This window comes from Limosilactobacillus vaginalis DSM 5837 = ATCC 49540 (genome assembly GCF_000159435.1).
Classification (GTDB): domain Bacteria; phylum Bacillota; class Bacilli; order Lactobacillales; family Lactobacillaceae; genus Limosilactobacillus; species Limosilactobacillus vaginalis.
This window is the reverse complement of record NZ_GG693413.1, coordinates 211,051-224,862: the sequence shown is the minus strand read 5'-3', so window position 1 is coordinate 224,862 and position 13,812 is coordinate 211,051. Positions and strand designations below refer to the sequence as shown.

General features: G+C 40.5%; 15 protein-coding genes and 1 riboswitch. All 15 genes read right to left on the bottom strand.

Annotated features, from left to right (window positions below):
* Positions 1 to 75 precede the first annotated feature (75 nt).
* Positions 76 to 1,338, bottom strand: coding sequence for a tetratricopeptide repeat protein (locus HMPREF0549_RS04260; RefSeq protein WP_003717020.1), 1,263 nt, complete (start codon positions 1,336 to 1,338; stop codon positions 76 to 78).
* Between the two features lie 138 nt (positions 1,339 to 1,476).
* A complete protein-coding gene (hbs, locus tag HMPREF0549_RS04255) occupies positions 1,477 to 1,752 on the bottom strand; it encodes a non-specific DNA-binding protein Hbs (protein WP_003717019.1) in 276 nt (91 codons plus the stop codon).
* Positions 1,753 to 1,956: 204 nt separating this feature from the next.
* Positions 1,957 to 3,270, bottom strand: a complete 1,314-nt coding sequence (der, locus tag HMPREF0549_RS04250; protein WP_003717018.1) for a ribosome biogenesis GTPase Der — start codon at positions 3,268 to 3,270, stop codon at positions 1,957 to 1,959.
* A gap of 84 nt (positions 3,271 to 3,354) precedes the next feature.
* The gene (gene rpsA / locus HMPREF0549_RS04245; RefSeq protein WP_003717017.1) at positions 3,355 to 4,587 is read right to left on the bottom strand and encodes a 30S ribosomal protein S1; all 1,233 of its coding nucleotides are present in this window, start codon (positions 4,585 to 4,587) and stop codon (positions 3,355 to 3,357) included.
* A 72-nt stretch (positions 4,588 to 4,659) separates the two neighbouring features.
* The gene (gene cmk / locus HMPREF0549_RS04240) at positions 4,660 to 5,346 is read right to left on the bottom strand and encodes a (d)CMP kinase (RefSeq protein WP_003717016.1); all 687 of its coding nucleotides are present in this window, start codon (positions 5,344 to 5,346) and stop codon (positions 4,660 to 4,662) included.
* Between the two features lie 16 nt (positions 5,347 to 5,362).
* The gene (locus HMPREF0549_RS04235; RefSeq protein ID WP_003717015.1) at positions 5,363 to 5,929 is read right to left on the bottom strand and encodes a LysM peptidoglycan-binding domain-containing protein; all 567 of its coding nucleotides are present in this window, start codon (positions 5,927 to 5,929) and stop codon (positions 5,363 to 5,365) included.
* A 60-nt stretch (positions 5,930 to 5,989) separates the two neighbouring features.
* The gene (locus tag HMPREF0549_RS04230; RefSeq protein ID WP_003717014.1) at positions 5,990 to 7,456 is read right to left on the bottom strand and encodes a RecQ family ATP-dependent DNA helicase; all 1,467 of its coding nucleotides are present in this window, start codon (positions 7,454 to 7,456) and stop codon (positions 5,990 to 5,992) included.
* Positions 7,446 to 8,486 carry a helix-turn-helix domain-containing protein gene (locus HMPREF0549_RS04225; protein ID WP_040531157.1) on the bottom strand — a complete coding sequence of 347 codons (1,041 nt, stop codon included), beginning with the start codon at positions 8,484 to 8,486 and terminating at the stop codon, positions 7,446 to 7,448. The genes HMPREF0549_RS04230 and HMPREF0549_RS04225 overlap by 11 nt, the downstream gene beginning before the upstream one ends.
* A 150-nt stretch (positions 8,487 to 8,636) precedes the next feature.
* Positions 8,637 to 9,218 carry an ECF transporter S component gene (locus HMPREF0549_RS04220; RefSeq protein ID WP_040531155.1) on the bottom strand — a complete coding sequence of 194 codons (582 nt, stop codon included), beginning with the start codon at positions 9,216 to 9,218 and terminating at the stop codon, positions 8,637 to 8,639.
* Between the two features lie 118 nt (positions 9,219 to 9,336).
* Positions 9,337 to 9,454, bottom strand: a riboswitch (FMN riboswitch).
* A 61-nt stretch (positions 9,455 to 9,515) separates the two neighbouring features.
* Positions 9,516 to 10,238: a pseudouridine synthase gene (locus HMPREF0549_RS04215; RefSeq protein ID WP_003717011.1), complete on the bottom strand. Its 723-nt coding sequence runs from the start codon at positions 10,236 to 10,238 to the stop codon at positions 9,516 to 9,518.
* Positions 10,210 to 10,842, bottom strand: coding sequence for an SMC-Scp complex subunit ScpB (scpB, locus tag HMPREF0549_RS04210; RefSeq protein ID WP_003717010.1), 633 nt, complete (start codon positions 10,840 to 10,842; stop codon positions 10,210 to 10,212). Before scpB ends, HMPREF0549_RS04215 begins: the two co-directional genes overlap by 29 nt.
* On the bottom strand, positions 10,805 to 11,602 hold the full coding sequence (locus HMPREF0549_RS04205) for a segregation and condensation protein A (protein WP_003717009.1): 798 nt from the start codon (positions 11,600 to 11,602) through the stop codon (positions 10,805 to 10,807). The genes scpB and HMPREF0549_RS04205 overlap by 38 nt, the downstream gene beginning before the upstream one ends.
* Complete coding sequence (locus tag HMPREF0549_RS04200) at positions 11,592 to 11,951, bottom strand: hypothetical protein (protein WP_003717008.1); 360 nt, start codon at positions 11,949 to 11,951, stop codon at positions 11,592 to 11,594. Before HMPREF0549_RS04200 ends, HMPREF0549_RS04205 begins: the two co-directional genes overlap by 11 nt.
* Positions 11,952 to 11,971: 20 nt before the next feature.
* Positions 11,972 to 12,850 carry a tyrosine-type recombinase/integrase gene (locus tag HMPREF0549_RS04195; RefSeq protein WP_003717007.1) on the bottom strand — a complete coding sequence of 293 codons (879 nt, stop codon included), beginning with the start codon at positions 12,848 to 12,850 and terminating at the stop codon, positions 11,972 to 11,974.
* Positions 12,834 to 13,730: a CvfB family protein gene (locus HMPREF0549_RS04190; RefSeq protein ID WP_003717006.1), complete on the bottom strand. Its 897-nt coding sequence runs from the start codon at positions 13,728 to 13,730 to the stop codon at positions 12,834 to 12,836. The genes HMPREF0549_RS04195 and HMPREF0549_RS04190 overlap by 17 nt, the downstream gene beginning before the upstream one ends.
* Positions 13,731 to 13,812: the final 82 nt, after the last annotated feature.

The window sequence follows — 13,812 nt, the reverse complement described above, 5'->3', positions numbered from 1 at the left end:
AGTTATTACTGTTTTTAACGAAATTACAGTAAAGTTCATAACTCAATCTTGGGTTGTTTGCTTTATTCATTTATTTTAATACTCTTCATACTCATCCAGCAGTTCTTGCATTTCATCATCTGTTGGCACGAGCTTAAGGTAATGCTTTAATTCTTCAACCATTTGCTCGGTATCACCGGACTCCCGATAGAAGTTGACTAACTCCTTTAAGAAAGTTGGGTTTTCACTATAAGTAACTGCTGCTTCACGATAGTACTTGCCAGCAAGATCAAATTTTTCCAAGCGCTGGTATGAACGAGCGAGGTTCCAGTAAATCTGCGGATCAACCTCGTCTTCCTCAATTAATGGTTCTAGTAGTTTGATATTCCCCTCGTCATCATGGGTGTGAAGAAGAAAGTTACTATAATCTAAGTTAATCGTTAAGTTATCTGGATCAAGCTCATGGGCCTTCTTGAGGTACTCATCCATGAGTTTATTATTACCCAAATGGCTGGTTACTTCGGCTGCTTGAGCGTATAGGCGAGCATTATACTGATCAACCGCTAGCCCTTCTTGGAGAGTCTTGAGGGCTTGCTGATACTTATTCTCCTTAACATAAGCCTTGGCAAGCTCAGGATAAACAGAAGCATATTGAGAATCATCCTGAATTAGTTCGTCAAATGTCTTAATTGCAGTGGCTGTTTCTCCCAGCTGTAATTCAGTTAAACCGGTTTGGAATCGAATATCACTTGTCCGGTATTCCGGGCTCACCTGCTTTAAGTACCCTAACGCTTGCTTAAACTGACCACTTTGGGCGTAACAAATTCCCAACCGTCCAGCAATGTTAACCTTGGCAAACTCAGTATACCCATTCCGGATCAGTTCAAAGTAATATTGAATAGCTTCATCAAAACGACTGGTCATAAAGTAAAATTCACCAAGGGCAAACTGGACCGCTGGCTCATCAGGGGCGATTCGGTAAGCCTCCTTCAGCTTTTCTTCCGTAACCTCATACTCATTTTCTGTTTGGTACAAATCGGCTGCAACTAGTAACGATTGCAAATAAGCATCTGAATCAGGCTGGACTTGAGCTAAGTAAGATAAAGCTTCGTCATTATGGCCCTCACTAACTGCGATTTCCGCTAAATTAACCCGTAGTTCATCCTCATTCGGATATTTAGCCAATAAGTGCAGGTAAGCCTGGCGAGCTTGGTGTAGGAAGCCCATTCCATATAGTTCCTCAGCTAAACTAAAGATCATATCATCACTATCTTTAGCCAGGGCCTCGGTAAAGGATTGTTGAGCTGCTGGCATCTGGCCGGCTTGGATTTGTTCTAACACTTTTTCAGAATAAGTCATTATTTTCCTCCTCTAGCATTACCCATCATACTAATTATCTTAGCATAGTTAAGCTAAAAACAGTTGTTAGCCACATCAAAAAAGGACCATGAGCAATAATGTTCACAGTCCTTTAGATATTTATCAAGTAATTTGGAATTACTTAACAGCATCCTTTAAAGCTTTACCAGGCTTAAATGCTGGTACCTTGCTTGCAGGGATTTGGATTTCTTGACCAGTTTGTGGGTTGCGACCCTTACGAGCAGCACGTTGACGTACTTCGAAGTTACCGAAGCCGATCAATTGAACCTTTTCACCCTTAGCTAATGATGCTTGGATTGAGCTAAATACCGCATCAACAGCAGCAGTAGCATCCTTCTTAGTTAAACCAGTTGCGGTTGCAACATTACTTACTAATTCTGCTTTGTTAGCCATTTAATTTCACCTCCAACATCTAATGCAACTACCAAATAGTTACACCAATGAATAAATGTTAATTTTGAGTGGTCCAAAATTAACGAAACATACGAAGTACTCGTATAATTTCATTGTTAAGATTAGCATAGTGAAACATTGATGACAAGCGGTTTATAGGCTTTTTCACCCTTTTTTCAGAAATTTATAACTAAATTGAATGATTTACTGACGCTTTCGCTTAATAATCCGGATTGGTGTCCCCGTAAAATCAAACGCCCGGCGAATTTGGTTCTCTAAATAACGCTGGTACGAAAAATGCATTAGGTCAGGATCATTGACGAAAATGACGAATGTTGGTGGCTGAATAGCAACCTGGGTTCCGTAGTATACCCGCAACCGACGCCCATTTTGTGTTGGCGTTGGGTTGGCAGCTAGTGCATCCATCAAGACATCGTTAAGGACAGCTGATTGAATCCGTCGACGACTATGATCGTAAACATCTTCAATCATTGTTGGCAGTTGATTTAGTCGTTGTTGAGTCTTTGCAGAAACAAAAATAATTGGTGCATAGCTTAAGTATTGAAATTCATTCCGAATTAAAGTTGTAAAATCAGTCATTGTTCGGTGGTCTTTATTCTTGATTGTATCCCACTTATTAACAACAATAATGACTCCACAGCCTGCTTCGTGAGCATAGCCGGCAATATGCTTATCAAGCTCACGAATTCCTTCTTCAGCATTTAATACCACTAAAACAACGTCACTATCATCAATTGCTCGCATTGACCGCATTAATGAATAACGTTCAGTGTTTTCATAAATTTTTCCTTTTTTCCGGATCCCGGCTGTATCAATCATCGTAAATTCACGACCATCCTTAGCCGTAAAGCGAGTATTGATAGCATCCCGCGTTGTTCCGGCAACATTTGAGACGATTACCCGATTTTCACCTAAAATAGCATTCACTAACGAGGACTTACCAACATTAGGCCGGCCAATTAAGCTAAAGTGAATAGTACCATCATCTTCATTATCAGCCGTTTCAGGGAAATGGTTAATCACCGCATCAAGTAAATCACCGACCCCAACACCGTGAACTCCAGAAACTGGGTAAGGTTCTCCCAAACCTAATGAGTAAAAATCGTAAATATCACTCCGCCGTTCTGGATTATCAACTTTATTGACAGCTAAGACAATTGGTTTGTCTGAACGATATAAAATCTTAGCAACCTGCTCATCAGCATCAGTAACACCGTTTTGAATATCAACAACCAAAACGATGACATCTGCTTCATCAATTGCCACTTCTGCCTGTTGACGGATTTGGGTAAGGAGAGGTTGATCAGAAATTTCAATCCCACCAGTATCAATTAGGTTAAAATTCTTGCCTAGCCACTCAGCATGGGCATAAATTCGGTCTCGGGTAACTCCCGGTGTATCTTCAACAATAGAAATCCGTTCACCAGCGATTCGGTTAAATAATGTCGACTTTCCGACATTTGGACGACCAACAATCGCAACAACTGGATTTGCCATTTTTACACCTTCCTTCTTTTATTTGAAATAAAAAGAGTATGACAAAATGCCATACCCCTTTCTAAATTAATTATGTGGTCTCGATTACTTCAAGCCCTTTAATTGATCACCAATTAAATCACCCATTGAGAAGCCACTTTCTTCTTCAGGGGCGTTGTTCATGAAGTTACGGTTATTGTTACGACGAGGACGACGGCCACGGTTTTCGTTACCGTTGTTTTCTTCATCCTTTGGACGTTCTTCAAGAGCCTTCATGGATAAACCAAGACGTTGATGTTCAGGATCAACATTTAAGACCTTAACCTTAACTTCTTGACCAGGCTTCAATACATCAGCTGGTGTAGCAATGTGCTTGTGAGAGATTTGAGAAATGTGTACCAAACCTTCAACACCAGGGAAAACTTCAACGAAAGCACCAAAACTGGTTAACCGCTTTACAGTACCAGTAAGAACACTGCCTTCTGGAGCCTTTTCTTCAATATCATCCCATGGTCCAGGTAATGTTTGCTTGATTGAAAGTGAAATCCGTTCACGTTCAGGGTCAACATTTAAGACCTTAACCTTAACTTCTTGACCTGCTTCCAATACATCTGAAGGCTTGTCAACATGATCATAAGAAATTTCAGAAACGTGAACCAAACCATCAACACCACCGAGGTCGATGAAGGCACCGAAGTTAGTCATCCGAGCAACTTTACCTTCTACAACATCGCCTGGTTGAAGCTTAGCAAAGATTTCCTTAGCTGCTTCTTCGTGTTGAGCTTGAACAATTTCCTTGTGAGAAAGGATAAGACGGTTTTCACTAGGTTCGATTTCGATAATCTTGAATTCAAGTTCTTGACCCTTAAATTGGTTCAAGTCTTCTACGTAGTGATCAGTAATCATTGAAGCAGGGACAAAGCCACGTACTCCGGCATCAACTACTAAGCCACCCTTAACAGCTTGGGTAACCTTAGCGGTAATGTGTTCACCAGCATCGAACTTCTTTTGAACGTCATCCCAAACCTTACGTGCTTCAAGACGACGGTGTGAAAGTAAGTAGCTACCATTTTCCTTGTCGTTACCGATCTTAGAAATAACTACTAAGTCAAGTTCGTCACCGACTTTAACTGCGTCATTGATGTCTTCAACTGGCTTGGTTGATAATTCCTTAGCAGGGACGACACCTTCAACCCCTGCATCTTTAATACCAACGATAGCTTGGCGATCATCATCAATTGCCAATACTTCACCCTTAACAACATCACCCACTTTTACAGTTTCAATGCTATCAAGAGCTTCTAACATATCGTTTTTGTTTTCGTTGTTTTCAGCCATTAAAAAAAATCCTCCTTGCGACAATCAACTCTAAAAAACATTTTACTAGATGAGCGCTCACATTTCCAGTAATTATGCTAAATGTTTTTCAGTTTTTTTAATTATTTTACTAATCTCTGCAACAACCTCATCAATTGTCAAATTAGTTGTATCTAATCGAATAGCGTCACTAGCTTGAGTTAGCGGGGAAACCTTCCGCGTTGAATCTTTTTGATCACGTAACTCGATTGCCCGCTGTAGCTCTTCTAGGCTTGTAGTCGTAATCCCTTTTTGTTTGTTTTCTAAATAACGGCGCCGTGCCCGTTCATGGGCAGTTGCCACCATAAAAATTTTGACTGGAGCATGAGGCAAAACAGTCGTTCCAATGTCACGACCATCCATTACGATTCCGCCTTCAGCTGCAATTTGCCGTTGCTGTTTTGTCATTTCCTGACGCACGGTTGGGATCGCAGCAACTGCCGAAACATTTTTTGCAACTTTAGGAAGCCGGATGTCTCGTGTTACTTCCTGACCATTAATAAACACTCGCTGCTCTGGCTCTGCTGGTTGAAAGGTAATCTTTATTTGTTTTGCTAGTTCACTAATCTTTTCGGTATCAGTCATTGACAGTCCTTGCTGTAAAGCGGCAAGAGTAACTGCTCGATACATTGCGCCCGTATCACAATAAACATACCCAAACTTCTTAGCAACCCGCTTAGCAACGGTGCTTTTACCCGCTGAAGCTGGTCCATCAATTGCAACCTGTAATCCCATCGTCATTCAATTCACTCCTCATTTACCGAACTCTTAACTGTTGCCCCGGTCTTAAATGTGCATTTGGGGTTAAACCATTTAACCGCATTAATTCATTAACAGAAATTCCGTTCTGTGTTGCAACACGATATAAGCTACCGTTACGAGGAACAGTAGCATAGCGAACCATACTTGATGATTGGCTCACCGATGAGGAAGAACTTGTACTAAGCGATGAAGAACTACTCATACTTGTTGCCGAGCTCTCATTAGCCTTACTAGACGAACTCAGAGAATTGTGCTTTTTTGAACTGGCTTCCCGTTTCTTTGGCTGGGCTTTTTTTTTAGTTGATTGTGACTGTGCTAACCGTTCAGTTCTTACCGGATGATTCATCGTTTGCTTATGGTTAACCCAGTATATCAGCGGAATAGCCGCCAAAATAATTATTAAAACGATCAAGACAGTGGTAATAGTAGAATTATGTTCTCTTTGTCGCCGATGTTCGGTTCGTGACAGGTGACCATCACTACCTAAATCTTCACTATCAGCAAACTTTTTATCCCATAGCTTGTCATTAGCCTCACGACTTTCTTCCCGTCGTTCACTCATGGTTGCCCCTCCTTTTATAAAATTAACATTCTGATTGTAGCGCAAATAATCATAAAATGTCTAGTTTTCTTTATTATGATTAATATTAAATAACTGATAAAGTCGTTCTTGCCAATTTAGTTTTATTATTGAATGTATGTGCTTGGTTTGACTATCATCGTTTTTTTCAAACCGCTGAAGCAACGTTTCATCAGTAATATCACAACATGGTACTTGGGGCTTAGCCAGCCGTTCACCGAAGTATTCTAAAATCATCTGTCGTCGACATAATTTAGTATTATTAACGTATCTTGCCATCCAATTCAAATGATTTTTCAGACTTATTTGCCTGTTTTTAAATGCTTTTATAATTGTTTCACCATTATAGCCGTGTTCTAAGTAAAAGGTAAATAATTCTCGATTATCCCCCAATACACTACTGGGCTGGCGCTTTTCCCTTACAGCATTTAATAATTCCTTATCAGGAAGTTCAATATGGTTTAGCGTTTGTTGAATCTGTTCATCACCTGGAGAATACAGAAGCAATGCTAGACTTGGCTTGCCATCACGACCTGCCCGTCCGACCTCCTGAACATAGCTTTCCAAATTTGCCGGTTCATGAAAATGAATGACAAAGCGAATATCATCCTTATCAATTCCCATCCCAAAAGCACTTGTGGCACAAATTAATTGTACCTGGTTATCCATGAACTGTTGCTGTAAGCGGTAGCGATCTATTGGAGCAATTCCCGCATGATAAGCAGCCACGGTCTTCTTTGTTTTCTGGTTCAGCGTTTCAGCAAATTGCGTAGCTAATTTACGGCTTGCAAAATAAATAATTCCAGAACCTGCTAATCGATTAACTAGGTCAATTAGATACTGCTCCTTCTCATTAACGGATATGAAACGTTCTACTGCATAATAAATATTGGGACGATTTACAGAACGAATTACTTGAGTAACTGCATCCCCCTGTAGTCCCATCTTTTGAATAATATCCTGACGTACTTCCGGAGTTGCCGTAGCCGTTAGCAAAAGTGTCGTTGGTGAACCAAGCTGCTTCAGCACCGAACTAAGCAAGAGGTATTCTGGGCGAAAGTCAGGCCCCCACTGCGAAATGCAATGAGCTTCATCAACAACAAACAACGTTATCTGAATTTTCTTTAACTTATTAATAATCTCAGGATTAGCGAGTGATTCTGGTGAAGTAAAGATAAATTTGAACGAAGAAAGACGCTGTAAGGCCTGGTGACGACTTTTACCAGTTAGTTGACCATTAATCATTAGGACTCGTTTTTCTCCAGAACGGTGAAGACGATCAACCTGATCCTGCATCAAAGAAATTAACGGTGACACAATCAAAACTGTCCCGGGCAATAAGTATCCCGGCATTTGGTAAAGTAATGATTTCCCACCACCAGTTGGTAGAATTGCCAGAGTATCCTGATGATTAAGGATCGCCTTAATGGTTTCCTGCTGACCGTCACGAAAAGCGGTAAAGCCAAATTGCTCATTTAATTTTATTAACAGTTGTCGATCACTTATCATTTAATCTCTCCTCATATAATTGATAGAGACGGAAGTAATAGAACGCTGCTGGTCCTCCTGGGACGATTTCTGGATCAAATTGCCAGTCTTTCATTTTTCCTTGATAATGTTTAGCTAATTGGCTCCGAATGCTTACTGGCAAGGATCGCTCCCAATCAATCGAATCAGGATGAACGATTGCAGCTTCTAACAAGTGTTCGCGAACAGTATTAGCCTTGATTCTCCTTTTCTTGGCGATTTGACTAATTGAAATTCCTTGTTGATACAACAGTAACGTTTGATTAGCACTTTGACTTAATGGACTTTTTGCCAGCAGATCCACTAATAAACGATTTAAAACTCCTTGATAGCTATTCGCAAATGCAGCAATAGCTAGTAAGGCATCCTGCTTAATAACTGGTAATTGATAACCAGGAAGTTCCAATTGCTCACTGAGCTGCATAGCATTTTTGCCAGTAATTCGGTGACCAATGAGTGAATAAAAGAAATAATTAGCCAATCGCTCATCAGCACTTTCCAACGAGTCGCCAAATAGTTTAAGTTCCTGCACCAGATCGTTAATTATGTTTCCACGCCAGCTAAGAACCCATCGTTTTACAATTTGTTGTTCATGGTATTCGTTAACTACCGGAGCATAATAACGATTATGGTATGACAATTCCGAGACCACTTGTATACCAAGCAGTAACCGTTGCTCAATCCGTCGCGTGTTAGCTAACCAGTACCAATCAAAGAAATAGGGCTGATACTGTTCACCTGCTAACTCCTCTTGTCTCAAAACTCCTAAAGTAGTTAACAGCACTTGTCCATCAGGATTTCGCTGAATTAAGTTAGCCTTAACTAATTCTGCAATGGAATTTTCAACCTGCTTTCGTTCTAATGAACGCTCTGCCCCCGTCCATTTAAGGATGCCGTACTGTTTAGCCCAAAAGAGGGTTGATACTGTTCGGCGATTCTTTAACGTATTTTCAATCACCCTAATCCGTCGTGGCTGATGTTCATCAAAGAAGCTTAACAAGAAATCATTCATTTTTTCACTCTCCACTCTAATTAATTATAACGAAAAGCAGTGGAAATGATCTGAAATAAAATTAGATTATCTTTAAATAAGCAAAAAGACCAGTCTCTAATGCCCGTATTTAATGAGACACTAAATTCTGATCTTAATAATCTTTAATTACTATTGTTCAAGCTGCTTTTGATTAAGCCATGACTTTAAACGAATAGCCACTAGTGCAAAGACAGCTGAAACAAGAACCCCCTTAATCAAATTAAACGGAATAACAGCTACCGCAATTAGTTCCGGAATCGGCAGGGTTGATTTCCAATTCCACAGTGCCATGTATAGCGGTGTTAGTACCCACCAATTTAATAGGGCCATCACTACAACTAAAGTAACCGTTGCCGAAATACTCCCTAACCATAATTGACGCTTGAATGACCACGACTTGTGCTTCCACGTCCAACAGAATGGTAGCAGCAATGCTAATGATGATAGAAAGTTACCAAGAATTCCAACCAATTCGCCAGCAGAAAAGCCTCGTGTCATTGCGTGGATTAAGCATTTCAAGAAAGCAATCATCACCCCGGCAGCAGGGCCATAGATAAAGCCGCCAATCAATACCGGTAAGTCAGAAAAATCCATTTTAAGATAAGGAGCAACCGGTAAAATGGGAAATTCAAACAACATTAAAATAAACGCCAACGCGCTTAGTGAACAAACACCCACCATTTGGTGAACTTTTTGATGAGACGTAACCATCAATAACAACCTCCTATTGAGATTGTCTTCAAAATTATCTAAACATAAAATAAATGCACGCCACCTAACTTGTCCGTCGGCAACGTGCATTTTATAATTCGTGTTTAAATAAGTGTAGTAGAATCTTCTGCATACCAGACTATACTGTCGGCTCTGGAATTTAACCAGATCAACCATTGAAATGGGTTGCGGGCTATACCGCCGGTCGGGAATTTCACCCCGCCTTGAAGACAATTTCTATTAAATTTTACACTTATATTTTACAAGTAATTTTTCAAGCTGTCAACGCTTGACATTCTACTTACTGATCCTCTTTAAGAGTTTAACCTCATCTTGTTTCAGTTCTCTAAATTCACCAGACTGCAAGCCGTTGAGATCCAATGGACCATAGGTTTCGCGATGAAGCTTTATTACGGGATGGTGAATTGCATCAAACATTAGCTTAACTTGGTGGTAACGCCCCTCATGGATTGTTAGCTTGACTAAACTAGTCTGCTTTTTGTGATCAGTTTCAATTAACCGGCTCTTCGCCTTTTTGGTTAACCGTCCATTGACCTCAACCCCAATTCTTAATTGCTTCAGATCATTATTATTAACAATCCCCCGAACCTTTGCGATATATGTTTTCTCCACTTCAAATTTGGGATGCATTAGTCGATTGGCAAGCTCTCCATCATTAGTCAATAGTAGAATACCAGTTGTATCATAGTCCAACCTTCCTACTGGGTAGACTCGTTCCGCTACTCCTTCTTCCTTCAAAATATCCACAACGGTTCGCCGGCCCTTATCATCGTGAGCACTCGTAATGACAGAACGGGGCTTATTCAGCAAGTAGTAAACATGGGCCTCCCGGTGTAACGGAACACCATCAACCACAACTTCATCATGTTCACTAACCTTAATTCCCATTTCTGTCACGGTCTTTCCATTAACTTGAACGTGACCGCTAGCAATTAACTTTTCTGAAGCCCGTCGCGATGCTACTCCTGCTTCAGCCATTACTTTTTGTAGACGTTCCATTTTCTTCCTCCTGCTGTTTCTGTCGTGCCTGTAACGCTTCCAAGAATAAGTCACCATTCATATCATCTAAATCAAGATCTTCTTGTTTAGCTAATGGTGGTAAGTCCTTCAACGAAGATAAGCCAAAATAATCTAAAAAGCTATCCGTTGTTACATATAAAAATGGTCTTCCGGGAGCATCCAATCGTCCATGAGTATCAATCAGTCCCCGAACCATTAATTTCTGAAGTGAACCTGAACTTTGAACACCGCGAATATCATCAATCTCCAAACGAGTGATTGGCTGGCGGTAAGCAATAATCGCTAAAACCTCCAACAGTGCTCGTGTTAGCGGGATCGTCAACGGCACTTCAAAATAATGCTTAATAACCGGAGACAACTCGTGTTTAGTTGCTAGCCGATACGTATCGCCACTATTTAATAACACCAATGCCGAATCAGGATCGTTTTCATATCTTGTTTTTAGCTGTTGAAGCAATCCAAGCACAGCCGGCTTCATAAAACTAGTAATTTTTGCTAAGTCGCCTAACGTAATCCCTTCATCCCCACTAATGAAAAGAAGTCCCTCAATCTTGGCTAGGTTTGTTGGCTCGATATTGTTCACTCTTTGATCCCTCCACTAAAATAATCGGTCCGAATAGCTCGTCTTGATGAACAGAGATCGCCTGATGCTTAGTTAACTCTAAAACTGCTAAAAAAGTTGTTACTAGCTCATCACGGGTACATTGACCAGCAAATAGATCATTAAACCTCGTTGCTGCTTGCTTAACAGTTGTAAAGACCTGGTTCATCCGTTGAGCAACACTAATTTTTTCCGCTGCTACCGTCTCATGAACCGGTGCGGTTAACTGACGTCGCCTAAGAACATCTGCAAATGCTCGTTGAAGCTGTCCAAGGGTAACCCCAGGTTCAACGTGCTGAGCAATCATTTCAGTAGGAACATGCATTGCCGGCCTGGTATATTCAGCTTGTCGAAAATCAGCTTTATCTTTTAAATGAGCGGCTGCTTTTTGGTATCGTTGGTATTCTAATAGCTGTTCGACCAGTTCTTGCCGCGGGTCCGCTACTTCTTCATCTGATTCCTCTACCTCTTCTTCCGGTTGTGGTAACAATAAACGACTTTTTATATTCATTAATGTTGCCGCCATCACAAAATAATCACCAGCTACTTCAAGTTGGTGACTCTTCATTGCCCGTAAATAATCAAAGTATTGTTGAGTAATCTGCTCAATTTGAATATCATAAATATCCATTTTTGACTGACGAATTAAGTGTAACAAAAGATCGAGCGGTCCTTCAAAGCCACCAATCTTTAAGGTAGGCTGAAAAGGATACCGTGGGATCACTTCTTGATCATTTTTCATTATTTCGCTCCCAATTTGATATTAGTGGTTGTGTTTTTAACGTTCCCATTAAACGGCAATCTTGATATTGCTCATGAATTGCAGTTAATAACGCATAAACATTTTTTCCGGAGCGATCAGTTGGTGTAAAAGAAAGATGACGAACCAAGACATACTTTTCTCCTACTTCTATAACAATAATCCCAATGAAGTGATTATCTTCAGTGTCTTTCCATAAGTATATCTGGTAATTCTTATCTAAAGAAAACTTAATTGCGCTTGCTAGCTGATCGTAATCCCGTAACTCTGGAAGAAAAGATAGGAGACCCATTGCAATTTTTTCATAATCTTTCCGATATTTAACTAGCATACTTTCCCCCTTTGATTAATTCAAGCTCGTGGATGACAGCGACGATAAATTGTCACAAGTTCTTGGGTATTAAAACGAATATATGACTCAAAGCTTTCACGACCGGTTTCTCGACCAAGTAGCGTCTGAACTGCTTGCCAACTGGCACCATTTTTTAATAAATCTGCAGTAAAAGTATGGCGAAGAGTTTGCAATGTGATTTTCTTTGATAGGCCGGATTTTCTAACAATCTCCTTAAAGTTTTTCCAAACCCCCTGGCGCGTCATTTGACCACCACGAGCATTTAAAAAGACATAATCACTTGAATCACCTGCTGTTGCCCTAAGGTATCTTGCCAACCATTCCTTAGCTATTTTACCAAGAGGAACAATGCGTTGATGACGAGGATTATCTTGAAGCTGAAGAATTTGTAAATCAAAATGGACCTGCGAACGCTTTAAGTTTATTAGTTCACTAACCAGCATTCCCGTTCCATACATTAATTCTAACAATGTTCGGTCACGCAAACCATTAACTGTAGTTGTATCAGGGATCGCAAATAATTGCTCAATCTCCTGCTGGGATAATGTTACGGGGGCCTTCCTTGTTGCTACCTCTTCAAGATCAATATAGTCCATTGGATTTACCTGAACCTCATGCCGGCGTAAAAGATAGCGATAGAGTTGGCGAAGGCTTGAAATCGTCCTATTGATTGTGGTGCTAGCACGATCTTCACGTTTCATTTCAGCAATAACATTAATTACCGCATACTGATCTACTTCCTGCCAAGTATTAATCCCGCTAGCGGTAAAAAAGGCTGCACATCGTTCTAAATCGTGGCGGTAACTTTCCCTCGTATTTTGTGAACGCCCCTTTTGAGTCATTAAATAGTCAATAAAGTGATCAATTGTTTCCTGCATTGTCATTCTTCTTTTCTCGGAGAACTAATTGCCCTTCTTCTTCAGTTACTAAGTTGGCTTTCAAGAGGTGCCCGATTGCTCGCTTAAATTGTCCCTTACTAATCCCAAAGACTTCCCGAATTACGCCTGGATCGGTCTTATCAGTATATGGTAAGCGATGGTTTGGATTATGCTCTAGCATTGCAAGGAGCATTTTAGCATCCTCGCTAATTGCTTGATAAGCTCGTGGCTTAAGAGAAAGGTTCAACCCACCATGAGAAGAAAGGCCAATCACCCGTGCTTTTACTCGTTGACCAAGCCGTGGTTCCTGATCACGTTCACTTGGATGAATGTAACCAAGATGATAACCATCAGTTAATACAAAGGTGCCACTCATTTTTAGCCGATAAACCGTTGCATAAGCATCCCGATTCAACAACCGTTTATTAGGAGCAGTCGAAATAGCCTGATAAATTTGCTCATCTGCTAATTTGCCCCAAATCCGGTCCTTATCATCCACTTGAAGTGCAAGGAGAAGCCGATCGCCCGGTTGTGGCCACAGATGCTTTAATGATGGCAGATCATCTAATGAAACTGCAATATCCTTATTTGGCAAACCAATATCAACAAACACCCCTAAATCCCGGCGAACACTAACAACAGTCCCGTAATCATAATGATCTACCTGAACAGTTGGGATATGCTTACACGTCATTTGTAGTTGGTGATCTTCATTTTCGTAGACAAACCCCCGAACTTGCCCACCAATATGGAGAACTTGGGGACTCTCATCTTTCGGTAAGCGATATGTTTGCCCGTTACGGTCTGGTTGGATAAAGTAATCCTTTTCGTTTTCATCAATCATTACTGCTGTAACAACTTTTCCTAATGCTGAATTCATCAACTAATCCCACTTTCATTAATCCGATTTCATTTTACTAATAAATAATTTTACACGGCTCTAACTAATTTTACTAGTATTA